14 protein-coding genes and 7 tRNA genes are annotated in these 13,512 nt (G+C 42.6%); 12 read left to right on the top strand and 9 right to left on the bottom strand.

Translation table 11 applies throughout. The features are described from left to right. Nucleotides 1-121 precede the first annotated feature (121 nt). Nucleotides 122-667 (top strand): RNA polymerase sigma-70 factor, encoded by a 546-nt coding sequence (locus BUR42_RS22195; RefSeq protein ID WP_074241779.1) that lies wholly within the window; start codon nucleotides 122-124, stop codon nucleotides 665-667. On the opposite strand, the gene BUR42_RS22190 is transcribed toward BUR42_RS22195, so the two are convergent. The 3 genes from BUR42_RS22190 to BUR42_RS22180 all read right to left on the bottom strand — a co-directional run bounded on the left by BUR42_RS22190 (nucleotide 644) and on the right by BUR42_RS22180 (nucleotide 4,040). After that, nucleotides 644-2,407: a glycoside hydrolase family 9 protein gene (locus BUR42_RS22190; protein ID WP_074241778.1), complete on the bottom strand. Its 1,764-nt coding sequence runs from the start codon at nucleotides 2,405-2,407 to the stop codon at nucleotides 644-646. The genes BUR42_RS22195 and BUR42_RS22190 overlap by 24 nt on opposite strands. Before the next feature lie 49 nt (nucleotides 2,408-2,456). Further along, nucleotides 2,457-3,191 (bottom strand): murein L,D-transpeptidase catalytic domain family protein, encoded by a 735-nt coding sequence (locus BUR42_RS22185; protein WP_074241777.1) that lies wholly within the window; start codon nucleotides 3,189-3,191, stop codon nucleotides 2,457-2,459. A 126-nt stretch (nucleotides 3,192-3,317) separates the two neighbouring features. Continuing rightward, on the bottom strand, nucleotides 3,318-4,040 hold the full coding sequence (locus BUR42_RS22180) for an SDR family oxidoreductase (RefSeq protein ID WP_074243143.1): 723 nt from the start codon (nucleotides 4,038-4,040) through the stop codon (nucleotides 3,318-3,320). 488 nt (nucleotides 4,041-4,528) lie between these two features. On the opposite strand from BUR42_RS22180, the gene BUR42_RS22175 reads away from it, so the two are divergent. The 8 genes from BUR42_RS22175 (at nucleotide 4,529) to BUR42_RS22140 (ending at nucleotide 7,459) form a co-directional block, all read left to right on the top strand. Next, nucleotides 4,529-4,601, top strand: a tRNA-Ile gene (locus BUR42_RS22175). Nucleotide 4,602: 1 nt separating this feature from the next. Next, nucleotides 4,603-4,675: transfer RNA gene (locus BUR42_RS22170), tRNA-Met, on the top strand. Between the two features lie 85 nt (nucleotides 4,676-4,760). Next, nucleotides 4,761-4,832, top strand: a tRNA-His gene (locus BUR42_RS22165). Between the two features lie 8 nt (nucleotides 4,833-4,840). Beyond that, nucleotides 4,841-4,914 (top strand) — tRNA-Lys (locus BUR42_RS22160). Between the two features lie 4 nt (nucleotides 4,915-4,918). After that, a tRNA-Asn gene (locus BUR42_RS22155) sits at nucleotides 4,919-4,990 on the top strand. Between the two features lie 4 nt (nucleotides 4,991-4,994). After that, a tRNA-Phe gene (locus tag BUR42_RS22150) sits at nucleotides 4,995-5,069 on the top strand. Between the two features lie 464 nt (nucleotides 5,070-5,533). After that, the gene (locus BUR42_RS22145) at nucleotides 5,534-6,616 is read left to right on the top strand and encodes a slipin family protein (RefSeq protein ID WP_074241776.1); all 1,083 of its coding nucleotides are present in this window, start codon (nucleotides 5,534-5,536) and stop codon (nucleotides 6,614-6,616) included. Nucleotides 6,617-6,661: 45 nt separating this feature from the next. After that, nucleotides 6,662-7,459, top strand: a complete 798-nt coding sequence (locus BUR42_RS22140) for an SDR family oxidoreductase (RefSeq protein WP_074241775.1) — start codon at nucleotides 6,662-6,664, stop codon at nucleotides 7,457-7,459. On the opposite strand, the gene BUR42_RS22135 is transcribed toward BUR42_RS22140, so the two are convergent. From BUR42_RS22135 to BUR42_RS22120, 4 genes are all read right to left on the bottom strand, one after another. After that, nucleotides 7,456-7,818: a helix-turn-helix transcriptional regulator gene (locus tag BUR42_RS22135; protein WP_074241774.1), complete on the bottom strand. Its 363-nt coding sequence runs from the start codon at nucleotides 7,816-7,818 to the stop codon at nucleotides 7,456-7,458. The two genes, BUR42_RS22140 and BUR42_RS22135, sit on opposite strands and share 4 nt — an antisense overlap. 59 nt (nucleotides 7,819-7,877) lie before the next feature. After that, a complete protein-coding gene (locus BUR42_RS22130) occupies nucleotides 7,878-8,522 on the bottom strand; it encodes a Crp/Fnr family transcriptional regulator (protein ID WP_074241773.1) in 645 nt (214 codons plus the stop codon). A gap of 150 nt (nucleotides 8,523-8,672) precedes the next feature. Then, complete coding sequence (locus tag BUR42_RS22125; protein WP_074241772.1) at nucleotides 8,673-9,032, bottom strand: hypothetical protein; 360 nt, start codon at nucleotides 9,030-9,032, stop codon at nucleotides 8,673-8,675. Nucleotides 9,033-9,360: 328 nt separating this feature from the next. After that, nucleotides 9,361-9,900: a dihydrofolate reductase family protein gene (locus BUR42_RS22120; RefSeq protein WP_074241771.1), complete on the bottom strand. Its 540-nt coding sequence runs from the start codon at nucleotides 9,898-9,900 to the stop codon at nucleotides 9,361-9,363. Between the two features lie 119 nt (nucleotides 9,901-10,019). On the opposite strand from BUR42_RS22120, the gene BUR42_RS22115 reads away from it, so the two are divergent. Then, nucleotides 10,020-10,991, top strand: a complete 972-nt coding sequence (locus BUR42_RS22115; RefSeq protein WP_074241770.1) for a GlxA family transcriptional regulator — start codon at nucleotides 10,020-10,022, stop codon at nucleotides 10,989-10,991. Nucleotides 10,992-11,536: 545 nt separating this feature from the next. Next, nucleotides 11,537-12,121, top strand: coding sequence for a dihydrofolate reductase family protein (locus tag BUR42_RS22105; RefSeq protein ID WP_074241769.1), 585 nt, complete (start codon nucleotides 11,537-11,539; stop codon nucleotides 12,119-12,121). Here the strand turns inward: BUR42_RS22105 and BUR42_RS22100 are convergent. Next, a complete protein-coding gene (locus BUR42_RS22100; protein ID WP_074241768.1) occupies nucleotides 12,103-12,564 on the bottom strand; it encodes a RipA family octameric membrane protein in 462 nt (153 codons plus the stop codon). The two genes, BUR42_RS22105 and BUR42_RS22100, sit on opposite strands and share 19 nt — an antisense overlap. A 328-nt stretch (nucleotides 12,565-12,892) precedes the next feature. On the opposite strand from BUR42_RS22100, the gene BUR42_RS22095 reads away from it, so the two are divergent. Beyond that, nucleotides 12,893-13,291 carry a contact-dependent growth inhibition system immunity protein gene (locus tag BUR42_RS22095; protein WP_074241767.1) on the top strand — a complete coding sequence of 133 codons (399 nt, stop codon included), beginning with the start codon at nucleotides 12,893-12,895 and terminating at the stop codon, nucleotides 13,289-13,291. A gap of 93 nt (nucleotides 13,292-13,384) precedes the next feature. Here the strand turns inward: BUR42_RS22095 and BUR42_RS22090 are convergent. After that, nucleotides 13,385-13,458: transfer RNA gene (locus BUR42_RS22090), tRNA-Asn, on the bottom strand. Nucleotides 13,459-13,512: the final 54 nt, after the last annotated feature.

Here is a 13,512-nt window from a genome sequence, read left to right as displayed (position 1 = left end):
AATATTATTCTTTCATGAAATCCTATTTTCCTTGGAAAATTAGCGCTTAAATTTCCTTACATTTAACTTACGCAAAATTTCAGGGTCTATTCCACAGTACACACACCATACGGACGTAGAGTTGCTCTCCTCATGGAAAAAGGGCGATCAGGCTGCATTTGACGCCTTATACCAACGTTATGCCGTGATGTTACTGAAGAAAGCATATGAAAAGACCGGTAACAAAGAAACTGCCCGCGAATTTGTACAGGAAGTTTTCCTGGAGTTACTGGAAAGGAAAGACCGACTGGATATTCACACCTCTTTCAAGGCTTATATTTTCACTGCGTTGCGCAACCGCGTGCTGAACTACCTGCATCGCCAGTTCATCCATCATAAATACGAAGTATACCAGGAAACCCGGCCTCCTGCTATCAGCAATGATGTGGAATCCTATCTTTCCCATAAGGAATTAACCCTCCAGGTGTCCGATGCCATTCAGCAATTACCGGAAAAATGCCGCCAGGTATTTTTATTAAGCCGCTCTGAAGAACTCAGCAATAAAGAGATCGCGGAACGTTCCGGCATCTCCGTGAACACCGTAGAACAGCATATGCGCAAAGCATTACGGCTCCTCCGGAGTGGTTTGCAAAGGACCCCGCTTTTAATTGCCTTCATTTTCTTTTAATGCCAGCAGGTAGATCAATGAAGCCGTACCATCCATGGTAGGTTCGTTGGTACTGTAATCTCCGTAATCGTCATGGTATACAACCAGGCTACTTTGAAAAGCGGCATACTCATCAGGATCTGCTAAGCGGATGCCAATAAGACTGTTATAAATAGTACCATATACAGGGCCATCCACTAAGCCCCCATCAATCGGGTAATTCTTCAGATGGGTAAAAGCAGAATGCGGGTCTACAGGTGTATCGCCGTTTGCCGGTAAACCATATACCATACTGGTTCCCCAGGGATTACAACCAAAGAGCCAGTCAAAATTTGCCTGTGCCAATGCAGCAAAAGAAGCGTCCCCGCTGAGTTGTTGATACCAGTAACACTGGATGGCAAATGAAGTGGTCAGATTATTGCTGCACCAGATGAAAGGCACGCCACGGTAAAAGGCATTCTCTTTTGCCTTTTCCCAAACCCTTTCCACCCCGGTCCTATAATATTGAACAAGCTGTTGTTTTGCAGTTCCTTTAGAATGTTTCGCTAATTCGTAATGCCCGATATTAATGAACGGATACCATTGATAATGGCTCGCCGTGTCTTTGCCCAGCCAGGGAGTAACCGTTTCTTTCGCTGCATACGCCTGCCCTTCTTTTAAGAAGGCCTGTTTTTTTGTAACAGCAAAAAGCTGTGCCGCTGCGAGCTCCATATCATCCGTCCAATTATCTTCCGCATAGATGTAAGGGGACAATACAGATGCGGTCTGCTGTACACCGGGCTTTTTCACGCCTAAGCTATAAGCAGTATTGGCACGTTTTAATAATTGGCTGGCATAAACGGGGTCATTTTTCTGAAAGAGGGAATAGGCCAAAGAGAAAGCACTGGAGAATTTTCCGGCTGTAGAAGCTACACCGGTACTTTTATTCATCTTGTTATATTTCACACCCTGCACCTGTGGTTCTCCTGAGCAAAAATAAACCGGCCTTTCAAAACCTCTTCCATAGAATGGGTCCAGCCCCGGAATACGCATGCCTTTATGGTCCCTGTCGTCTGCGATCTGGTTAAAGAGCCAATCATCCTGTGGATGCATTCTCAGTAACCAATCCAGTCCCCAGCGTGCTTCATCCAATACATCTGCTGTGCTGTTCTTGCCTGGCAGACCATTGGCATCATGCTGATCACCAAATACTTTCGGAAAATCCCGGTAGGCTGCCAGTAAATGATAAGCAGTATTTGCAGAGGTGGTAGAATATTGGAGATAATCACTCGCATCGTGCCAGCCGCCTATTGCATTGATATGTGTACTATCCGGCATGGGGCCGTAGAGTGTATAACCGTCAAAAGTATGACAGGAATCTTTGAGGAAAGGATTGAAGCCGCAACGTTGCTGGCGCAAATAACGCAGGCAGAAATCAGCGGAACCCTGGTACACGTTTCGGGCTATACGAAAGTAAGGGGAGGAAATATTGCCCGTTCTCAGCTGATAAGTACCCGGTGTTTTAAAAGAAGAGAAGTCCAGCCGGTAAGATTGTTTGAAAGGGCCATAACTCCCGAATGCTTTTCCTGCGGCGGCCTTGAATACTACTTTGCCGGAAGCAGAGTCCAGCAGTTCAAATGATTGCAGCGTTGCGTCCGTGAGGCTTCCCCACACAGCCACTTTAATACCCGCAGGAAGATACCCGAGTTGATTGATCCGGATATACGCTGCCTGTACAGAAGTGGCGAAAAATATAAGAAGTAGGAAAATGCAGCGTTTCATTGTAGCCAGTTTATCTCTGTAAGATAGACAAACTGTTTAAAATGAACCGTTACGCCGCGTGTTGCAGCATTTTGGAAGCACTGATATAATTCTGGTCAGGACTGTACATAAACAGGCAGCTGCCGTTCTGTATCCTGCTGATGATCTTTTTATGCAGCTTCACCGGAACAGCAGGGCAGCCAAGGCTGCGGCCAATGTAACCTTGCAGGCGGGCCAGCTTTTCATCCACATAGCTGGCAGCATGCATCACAATGCCTCTTGACATGGCATTGGAATTAATACCTTCTTCCTCACCTTCCAGTTTTAAGGAATATCCATGTTTACCTCTATAAGTACTACCGGTAACATAGAATCCAAGACTGCTCTGAAAGCTTTCCTGGGAGTTGGAGAAGTTGGTGGCCATGTCCTTGCCGGAATTACGTCCGTGAGACACCAGTGAATTAAATAACAGTTTGCCGGAGGCAAGGTCTATTACAAAGAGGCGTTTTTTAGAAGAGGGAAGGCTAAAATCTACTATAGATAAGATATCATCGTTCTTCAGTTTACCTTCCTCCAGCAGCCGCTCATATCCGGCCAGGGCATATTCATATGCCTGTTGGGAAAGCCCCAAAGCTCCCAAAGCCAGTTGATCATACAACATAGCATTGGCTGATACTGCTTTTGCAACAGTATGTTTTACAACACCGGTATTCTTTTTACCTATGGAAGAAACCTTCAGGCTCATCAGTGAAGTAAGGCACAGGAAGGGTAGTATGTATCTTTTTTTGCTAACTCTTATTTTCATCCGCTACATTGCTTTTACTAGTTAATAAACGGTTTTTCAGATATGTTATTGCAGTCTACAAAGATACAAATTATTTATTATTTGATACTGTTGTTTAAACGCTTAAGTGTCAGGAAGATGTCAAAATTACCAGGAAATAGGCTGTTTTTTGTGAAAAAAGCCGCCATTTGGGCCTTCTTTGGGCAAAGTTGCCAGCCAAACCAGGGTTTCTGCCCCTTCTGACACTTCCATAGGAGCCCATTCTGTACCCATATCCGTTTTTACCCAACCAGGGAAAGCAGAATTTACTTTAAGAAAAGTACCTGCATAAGCATTGGCGAGGTGGATCGTGTATGAGTTGAGCGCTGTTTTGGTAGTATTATAAGCAAAGGTTTTCAGGAGTGGCTCTCCGTTTGAGCGCATGGACAGGGAACCCATATTAGTAGAAACATTCACGATCCTCGGTGTTTTGCTCTTCATAAGGAGCGGTAGTAACAGGTTAGTAAATGCAACCGTACCAAAGAAATTCGTTTCAAAAGAACGCTTTAATATTTCAACTGGTACATTATCCGTGGAGTCTTTCATAATATCCTCCTCCAGCATAACACCCGCATTATTAATTAATACATCCAGTCTTCCATAAGTATTGGTGATGCCATCTACTGCATTGCTGAAAGTATTTTCATCTTCCAGATCTATGATCACAGGGATCAGGGGATGCAGGCTTTCTATTTTGTGGATAGCATCCATTCCTTTCTCTTTACTTCTTACACCAAGAAAAATAATGTGCCCTAATGCTGCTAATTGACGGGCTGTTTCCAGGCCTAATCCCCTGTTAGCGCCGGTGATTAAAATTACATTTTGCTCCATGCTGTTTTTGGGGATCAATATATTTCAATAATGATTCGAAGTAATGAGGTGTTGTTTTAAATATCGTTTTTACGCGTTGAAGTGAATATTTATGTGATTCAAATAATGATCAATGCGTTTCGTCATTAAAGTTTTTGATTGCTGAAAATTAGTTTCATCTTTGCATCGTTAAAAATAATTAAACACATGCAACGGTTTATCAAACATACAAATCAGGTACAAACAGATAGCACCATGAGGGGCTATAAAGTTTGCGGAGCATGTTATGCCACGGAATAAGTTGAAAAGACGAATTCGATATAACTAAGGCCCCGCAAGCAATTGCGGGGTTTTTAATTTTCAGGAAGATGCCACAAAGATTTAGGAACATACCACTTAAACATATGATTGATCAAAGATCAATACGACCTTTTTATGTCCACACATAAATAATTTATGTAGCAGGAAAATAAAACCCGGTCGTTGTGCGGCCGGGTTTTTTATTGTATGGTGACTTAGCTCAGTTGGAAGAGCACTACGCTGATATCGTAGCGGTCGGCGGTTCGAACCTGTCAGTCACCACAGCGACTTAGCTCAGTTGGAAGAGCACTATGCTCATATCGTAGGGGTCGACAGTTCGAACCTGTCAGTCGCTACAAATTACTGGATGGTGTAATGGTTAACATATCACACTTTGACTGTGATGTTCTCAGTTCGAATCTGAGTCCGGTATCTGAATACGGTGTTTGTAGTTCAATGGCAGAACGTCCGATTGTGGATCGGAAGATAAGGGTTCGATCCCCGCAAACACCCTGATACATTGGTTCGTAACTCAAGTGGTTAGAGTACCGGTCTTTTAAACCGGGTGTTGTGAGTTCAAGTCTCACCGGGCCAACAATGGATAAATAGCTCAACGGTAGAGCACCGGTTTGTTAAGCCGCTGGTTGAAAGTTCGAATCTTTCTTTATCCTCTATGGACAAGTAGCTCCAATGGTAGAGCAGTGGTTTGAAGCACCGCCTGTACAGGTTCGATTCCTGTCTTGTCCGCCAAACACTGATGGCAGCATCAGTGAAAGAATGTTACAACCATTATGCACAAACCGGGTGAGGGTTTCTGTATAGCCCCACAGTGCAGCGGCGGTTGCCGCCTGTATGCTGTTGTGATAATGCTCTTGTAACCACCATAATTTGTGGGTTGTGGGTTCGAATCCCATCGGAGTGTAAACTCCGTAACTCAACGGGTAGAGTAACAAAAAGCAGTCTTGAAAACTGCTCCTCCTTTTACGAGGATCTAAGGGAGCTGGCCACTCTATAAAATGGCCACTGAAAAAGTCAGCGAGGCTTGCCGAAAAAATTCGGTGAACGCTCTGCAAACGGGTGTAAATGTGATACGCGTGCTTATTACTTGTTATTAAGAGTTGCACAACTAACAGGTACAACATCACTAAAATCCGCTTCCGTGTGAATTGAATGGAAAGCATAGCTGACTTTTTAAACTTTAAAACCTATATGAAATGAAAAGAGTGATCATTAACGCATACCAAATTGGATTGGTTTTCAAGCGTGATGTGTACAAAAGGATGTTAACAGAAGGAACTTACTGGATCGGCTTCTCTGAAGAACTGATCTATGCCAACAAATTTGATCCTTTCAATCCTCCACAGGAATTGAACATCTATTTGCAGGACCCTGCATTAGCAGCCGCCTTGCATGTAGTAGAAGTAAAGGATAACGAGATTGCATTGCAATACGAGAATGGTTTGTTGAAGAAAGTATTAACACCAGGGCGTTATGCATACTGGAAAAGCCTGATCGAATACCAATTCGTTCATGCGGACATCAGTAAGATCGATATCACCGAAGCATTGGATAGAGCCACCCTGCTGAGCAAACATGTGATGCCTTATGTACGTTCCTACACCGTTGAAAGCTACGAACAGGCTTTATTGTTTGTGGATGGTAAATACACCCAAACATTAAGCGGCGGAACTTATTTGTGGTGGAAGAACAATATCCCGGTTCATATTGCTAAAACAGATACCCGTCAGTTACAATTGGAGATCAACGGGCAGGAGATCTTAACGAAGGATAAAGCCGGATTAAGGATCAATGCCTGGGTGCAGTACAGGGTAACCGATATCATCAAAGCCTTGTTGCAGAATAAGGAATATGAACGTCAATTGTACATTACCGTTCAGTTGGCTTTAAGGGAATATGTTGCCGCTTTGAGCTTTGATGAGTTGTTGGAAAAGAAAGACAATATCAGGTTGAATGTAGACGTAGCAGAATTGGGAGTGGAAGTATTAGCCATCGGTATCAGGGATATCATCTTACCAGGTGAGATGAAGGATATCATGAACCAGGTGTTGGTAGCAGAAAAGAAAGCGCAGGCGAATATCATCATGAGAAGGGAGGAAACTGCAAGTACCCGTAGCTTGCTGAACACTGCCAAGTTGATGGAAGATAATCCTATGCTGTTCAAATTGAAGGAGATGGAATATGTGGAGAAGATTGCTGAAAAGATCAATAGTATCAGTGTAAGCGGGAATGGTGTATTGATCGATCAGTTAAGGCAGATCTTTGTTACCCAAAAATAAAAAGGAGTTGGCTGGTGTATCGGCCGGCTCCTTATCTTTATGGGCATGAAGTATTTTGCAGATAAAGTGATCTGGATAACAGGCGCCTCTTCCGGATTGGGTGCAGAACTGGCCCTTCAGCTGGCTAAAGAGAAGGCCCGCCTGATCTTGAGCGCCAGGAACGAAACTGCCCTGCAGGCTGTTCAGCAGCAATGCTTATCCTACACCACACATTGCGTAGTGTTACCTGCAGATCTCGTAAAAGATCCTTTAGCACCGCTTACATCTGAAGCCCTTCGTGCTTATGGTCATATTGACATCCTCATCAACAATGCCGGTGTTACACAACGTTCCCTGGCGGTAGACACTACCCCGGAAGTAGACCGCAGGCTGATGGAAATAAATTTCTTCGCTCCCGTATCCCTCACGAAACATCTCTTACCCCATTTCCGGGAAAGGCAATCCGGCCACGTGATTGTGGTCAGCAGCATGGCCGGGTTAATGGGATTTCCATTACGCACTGCCTATTCCGCCGCCAAACATGCGCTGCATGGTTATTTTGAAACCTTGCAGGTAGAGCATACCATTCCCGGTTTACATATTACCATTGTTAGTCCGGGCCGTGTGAACACACCCATCTCCCTCCATGCGCTCACCGGCACCGGTAGTTTGCACAACCAGATGGATAAGGGACAACAGAACGGCATACCAGTGGAGGTATGTGCTGCCAGGATACTGACGGCAATAGAGAGAAAGAAAAGGCATGTGATCATTGCCCGCAATGAAAAGCTGCTTTGGTGGCTGCGTAAATTTATTCCTCCCTTATACTATTCCATTGCGCGGAAAGCCGGGTTGAAACATTAGTCAGGCTTTGTCCCATTATTCCGTAATTGGGAAAGCGCATGTTGCACAAGCTGGCACAGCAATTTATTTATTGCATCCAGCTTCGCTACCAACTGCGGCAAAAACTCTTCCTGCAAAATAGCGGGAATTTTGCCTTTGAGAAGAGCTATCAGGTCTTTTTCGTCAAAGGCAAATAAGTTCTCCAACGTAAGATCATACAATGCTGCAATGCTTCCTAACCGCTTAACGGGTATGGCGGAAGCATCTTTTTCGATACCTACATAGATGGTGGTGGAAACGCCTATTTGTTTTGCTACATATGCCTGCGTGTAGCCGTGTAGTGCTCTTAAACAGAACAGCTTTCTGCTGAGGTCTTTCATACTTTTAGGATTAAGGTCCCAAAACTAAAATCAATTTTTTTACGAGAACTTGATCTATATCAATATTTTCCTGCTCTGATCTTACTTAGTGTTTCTGGCGCAATATCTAAAAAAGAGGCTACTGCCTTGGCAGGCACGCGGCTAAAGATGTCAGGAATGTCTTTCAGTAAGCGGTTATATCTTTGTGTCGCATCCTCTACGAGGTAGGAGTATACTCTTATATTATCTTTCACATGGTAGGGTATTTTCAATTTCCTGCCGATAACATTAAACTCCAGGAAATTATCAAAGTTCCACTCCAGCATTTCGTAAGACATGGAAATACAGATCGCTTCCTTATACACGTAAATAGCCTCATAACTGGGGATCTGTTCATGAAAACTTACAACTGAAATAGCCATATCATTTTCTTTCAGAAACCATGATATACGTTCAGCGCCATTATTTTTCAGATAATAACCCCATAATGTACCGCTGAAAACAAAATGGATGTCGCGGTTTACCTTTCCGATCTCCAGCATATACTGCTTTCGCTTAAATACTTTCACCTGGGAATGCCTGATAATAGAGTTTTTTAGTCCTTCGCTAACCGGGTAAGCGCTGTTGAACATCTCAAATAACGCGTTGTAAATAGCTTCAACTACTTCCATGCTTAATTTCGAGGCGCTTTTGCTAATGTTGTACTGTGGTTTTTTCTCTGACATACGATACCGTTTTAATTTGAGTAATTAAAATACGGTCCCGATTAGATGCTCAGTCAGATACAGAAGTGTAATGCGAATATAAAATAAATCACATAAAAAAGGCCGCACCTCTTTAAGGTGTGGCCTATAATATTCAAAGTATCTTATTGATTATTCAGGATCGGCAGCCACTGGCTCCAGGATGGAAGCGTTCAGGCTCAGTTCAAAACCTTTGCTCATGTTCATTTTCACGCTTTTATCTACCAACCAGCGCTGTACGTCTCCGTTCTCATTCAATAACTGCATCAGATCGATGGCAACAGCGGAATCCCTGATATCATTTTGCACTTTGCCTTTCTCGATCTCTAACGTGAACTGGTAGTTATACTTTACCTTGTTGGCAGCAACTTCAAATTCTCTTTTAGAGAGAGATAAACGCTGCTCTTCATTCAAAGATTTTTTCAACAGGATCTTGATAGCAGGTACGTATTTTTTCCACAATTGCTGATATCTCCCAATTTCGTTATTCATATGTGTTTGATTGTTTTTTAAACAAAATAATGCGCTAAATGATTCTTTTTCTCTTCTGGTGAATTACAAACGAGGACTATTGATCGTAAGCGAAGGGAATTAAATATCTGGCGAAATAAACATTCACATAGCTGTAATCGGAGGTAAAGATACGTATTTTGGTGTGTTTGCAGGATTTTAAAGCGTCCAACCCTTCCCCCAAACAACAGTAGAATATGTAATATTTTGTAAATCAATCCACAAGGTGGGTTTTAGGTCAAAAATATTCTATACAGCCTCGTAGAACATAGACTACAAAAAACACATATATCTTGCATCAACAAGTTTGTTAACGTGTTTTATAGGAAAGCAAGACGGCACCGCCTGCAAAGGTCTTTGTGCCTATATGTTTAAGTTTGAGTGTTGCTGTGATGTCTTTAAATAAGGGTGTTCCGCTTCCCAATACAATTGGATAAACAATGATCCGGTATTCATCAATAAGGTTTAGCTTTCTGAGCGAAGATAACATCTCCGCTCCGGCAAAAAGTACAAGATCTTTCCCGGGTTGTGCTTTCAATGTTTTGATAGTTCCTTCTATATCGTCTTTTACTACCGTCGTATTATTCCATTCTGCTTTTTCCAGCGTGTGGGAAAAAACCATCTTAGGCTTACTATTCATCTTATCCGCAAAGGTACTTTTATCCTTTGGCCAATAGGACAGCATGAGTTCATACGACTTACGCCCGTAGATCATCAGGTCTATTGAATCTAATACGGAATGAAAATAGTTGAACAATTCGTCATCATCGGTGAACTCGTCCAGTTCCTGGTTCGGTCCTTCAATAAACCCATCCAGCGACATCATTATGGATACAAATAACTTTCTCATAACATCATTTTTGATCGATTAATAACGCCAAAATTAGGCCATCGATTAACAGCAGGAAGGGTGTAAAACAGCAATTTAAAGGGGGGAATTGCGAAAGTGATTTTAGTTACTTTTGGCCTATGGTACATGTATCTGTTCTGGTCCCGCAGGGAGCAAGCCCTGGCCACATTGATGGCATATATGATATTTTCTGTGACGCCAATGACTTTCTGAAAAGTACTTTCTTTCAGATGCAGCTGGTAGGTGTTACGAAAGCAGTTACTTTAAAAAACGGATCTTTCACTATTAGTACGGATAGCCTGATCTATGACGTAAAAAAGACAGACCTCATCATTATTCCTTCTTCCTTTTTAACAGATTTCCCCACTACTATTTCCCTGAACAAAGAACTGTTCCCCTGGATCGTTCAGCAACATCAGGCCGGAGCAGAAGTAGCGGGTTTCTGTATCGCCTCTTTCCTGTTAGCTGCCACCGGATTATTAAACGGCAAGCGCTGCGCCACCAATTGGATGGTTATGGATGAATTCCGGGGCATGTTTCCTTCTGTACAGCTGATCACAGATAAGATCATCATTGATGAACAGGGATTGTATTCAAGTGGTGGCGGGTATTCTTACATCAATCTTATCATTTACCTCGTTGAAAAATACGCCGGCCGGGAAACTGCTGTTCATTTGGCTAAGGTGTTCCAGATAGATCTGAGCCGGAACAGCCAGTCTCCATTTATCATCTTTAATGGGCAAAAGGGACATGGGGATGCTGAGATAAAAAATGCACAAGAGTATATAGAGCAGCACTTTCAGGAAAAGATATCCATTGAGCAGTTAGCAAAGGAACTTTGCATAGGGAGAAGAAGTTTAGAGTTGCGGTTCAAAAAGGCAACAGGGAATACAGTGAATGAATATGTGCAAAGGGTAAAGATAGAAGCGGCGAAGAAACAATTAGAGAATAGCAGAAAGAGCATTAATGAGGTGATGTATCATGTGGGGTATACGGATGTGAAGGCTTTCAGGGCTTTGTTTAAGAAGATCACGGGGGTATCGCCTGTAGTGTATAAGAAGAAGTTTAGTAAAGATGAAGCATTTACGTAGATGAACTGCCTTCGTAATTGTATACGTCATCTTTCAATCTGTCCGCTTTATCGGAAACCGCTCCCCCGCCTGCTTGTTTTAAACACCTTTGATTTAAAACAAGCAATCATGAACTTAAGACCACAAAAGCAATCTATTGGACAGGCGCAGTATTAACCTCATGATAGATTGGCACCAGCGGCTTTTTTGGAATTAACAAGAAATCCCATCGCTTGGGAAATCACTATGCATTGGGTCATTCTCCGAACTTCATTTATATTCTTGGGGGCTAAGCTTTCAGGCATTGTTGTCCTTTTAGCTACTGAGGTTAAAGGAATGGGTATTTGCAGGGATATTCTTTGACATCGCCTTCGCCTTTTTCTCTAAATTAAGTGTGCTGAACCTCTCGACGTAATAGATGCTGTCGTAGCATTTGTGATGATAACTGTGACTTACACTATGTCTAAGAAATTACACCCTGCTTCTTATGGCATAAACAGCCCGCTATAATGTCGGAAACGCCCTCTCAAGGGTGTGAATATGCCAATATCTTTGTTTTAAAAACAATGAAAAGACTAAAATTACAAATGCAGCTTTCAGTAGATGGGTTTGTTTCCTCTGCCAAGGGCAAGTCGTCCGACTGGATGGTATGGGACTTTGGTGAGAACTGGGCCTGGGATAAGGATCTGCAGGAATACCATACCAGTTTGACGGCTTCTATAGATTGTGTATTGCTCAGCAGGAAAATGGCGGAGGAAGGGTTTATTGATCACTGGGCTGATATGGCAGTTAATACAACCAACCCCCAGTCTGCTTTTGCAAGGAACATTAACAATGCACGTAAAATAGTTGTTACTCAAAAGCTTGAAAGATCTATCTGGAATAACACAGAACTCGCTAAAGGTGACCTGGTTACAGAAGTTAATAAACTGAAAGCCCAAGGCGGGAAAGATATTATCGTTTATGGAGGGGCAAGCTTTGTTTCCGCATTGATCAAAGAAAGGCTCATTGATGAATATCACCTCATTATCAACCCTACCATACTTGGAAGTGGTGTGCCTATCTTCAATGGCAGACAGGACCTGACGCTTATTTCGGCCAGATCTTACGGCAAGGGGATGGTGGTACTGGTCTATGCAGCTATCCTATAAATAAGCAGGATCGCCCAGGCCGAAATAAAGATCCAGGGCATTATCCGCCATGGACGGAAGAACCGGATGAAAGTCATCTTACTATTGAGCTGCAGGGCCTTCAGTGGAGGGCCATCGTAATCGGATAAATGTTTATCCCACCACTGGCTAAGGTTGTTATATGCCGCGCGGGTCAATTTGATGGCTGACAGGAATGAAAGTGCAACAGTGATCCCCATAATACTGATGATGATCATCACAAACAGGGGGCTGTCTTTCCATACAAAACCAAGACTGGCGAAAAGTAGTCCTTGCAGGGTGGTAAACCAGGAAAAGCGCATGTTGAGCAGTTCATTTTCGTGCTCATTCATTTTGCGGATGGTATCCGCATGTTTTTCTTTTGTTTCATTGCTCCAGTTATTGGGGCCTTCGGGGGGCATTGGAGCATCTACTGCGTGTAGCATAACTTTGTTTTTGGAGGTATAAGGATTAGGTAAAGTTGAGAAATAATTGGAGATCCTGCAACATTATTATGCTAAAGGCATCATATTAGAATATCCAGATAAAATTGCTAATTGGATTGCGGAAAAAATTCCGGTTGACTAGCCGGTAATAAAGACAAATAAGAGAATGGCATCATCCCAACTTTGCCATCCGCGAAAAATCGATTGAAGCGAAAAATATTCCAACAACTAGTAATGGTTATCTCAACAAGCGATGTATCATTATACAAACTGAACAAAGAGCAAATGCTAATTGGAAAAATTGGCCTGAAGGAAGTACCTTTTATAGATGAATATGACACTTAATAAATCAATTGAACAACTTGAAAATGATTACTGGAAAGATATAGCGTTTCCCACAGGACTTGTTGAACGTTGTTATCGCTACAGAAGAATACCCATAGGTAATCTGACGGCTGAGCAGATGAGAACGCTCATTAGTCAGCAATTAGGCATAAAGTTCTTAATGCCTTTAGTATTAGAGATGTTAAAGAAAGATGTATTAATGGAAGCCGATCTTTACGAAGGAGATCTATTAGAAGTCGTTTTAAAGATAAAAGCACCATTCTGGGAGCAAAACCCGAGCATTAAATCCCAGGTATTACACCTCATCGAGGCTAACAAGCAATTACTCGTTCAAGCTGGTGTTGCAAAGCTCTTTAACCAGTTCCTGGAAATCCACGCTTGAAAAAAAGGAGGTGGCTTTATTTCCTACTATCCTCAATGCCGAACAAACTAAAATAAAAAAGGCCTGCATTTCTGCAAGCCTTTATACTTTCTGCTCCCCCTGTTGGACTTGAACCAACGACCCTCTGATTAACAGTCAGATGCTCTAACCAACTGAGCTAAGGAGGAATTTCCCATTTCAAATTGGGATTGCAAAAATAGACAAATTTTTATTTCTGCAAA

This window comes from Chitinophaga niabensis, assembly GCF_900129465.1.
Classification (GTDB): Bacteria; Bacteroidota; Bacteroidia; order Chitinophagales; family Chitinophagaceae; genus Chitinophaga; species Chitinophaga niabensis.
Note: the sequence above shows the minus strand (reverse complement) of the source record. Positions and strands in the feature narration are given on the sequence as shown.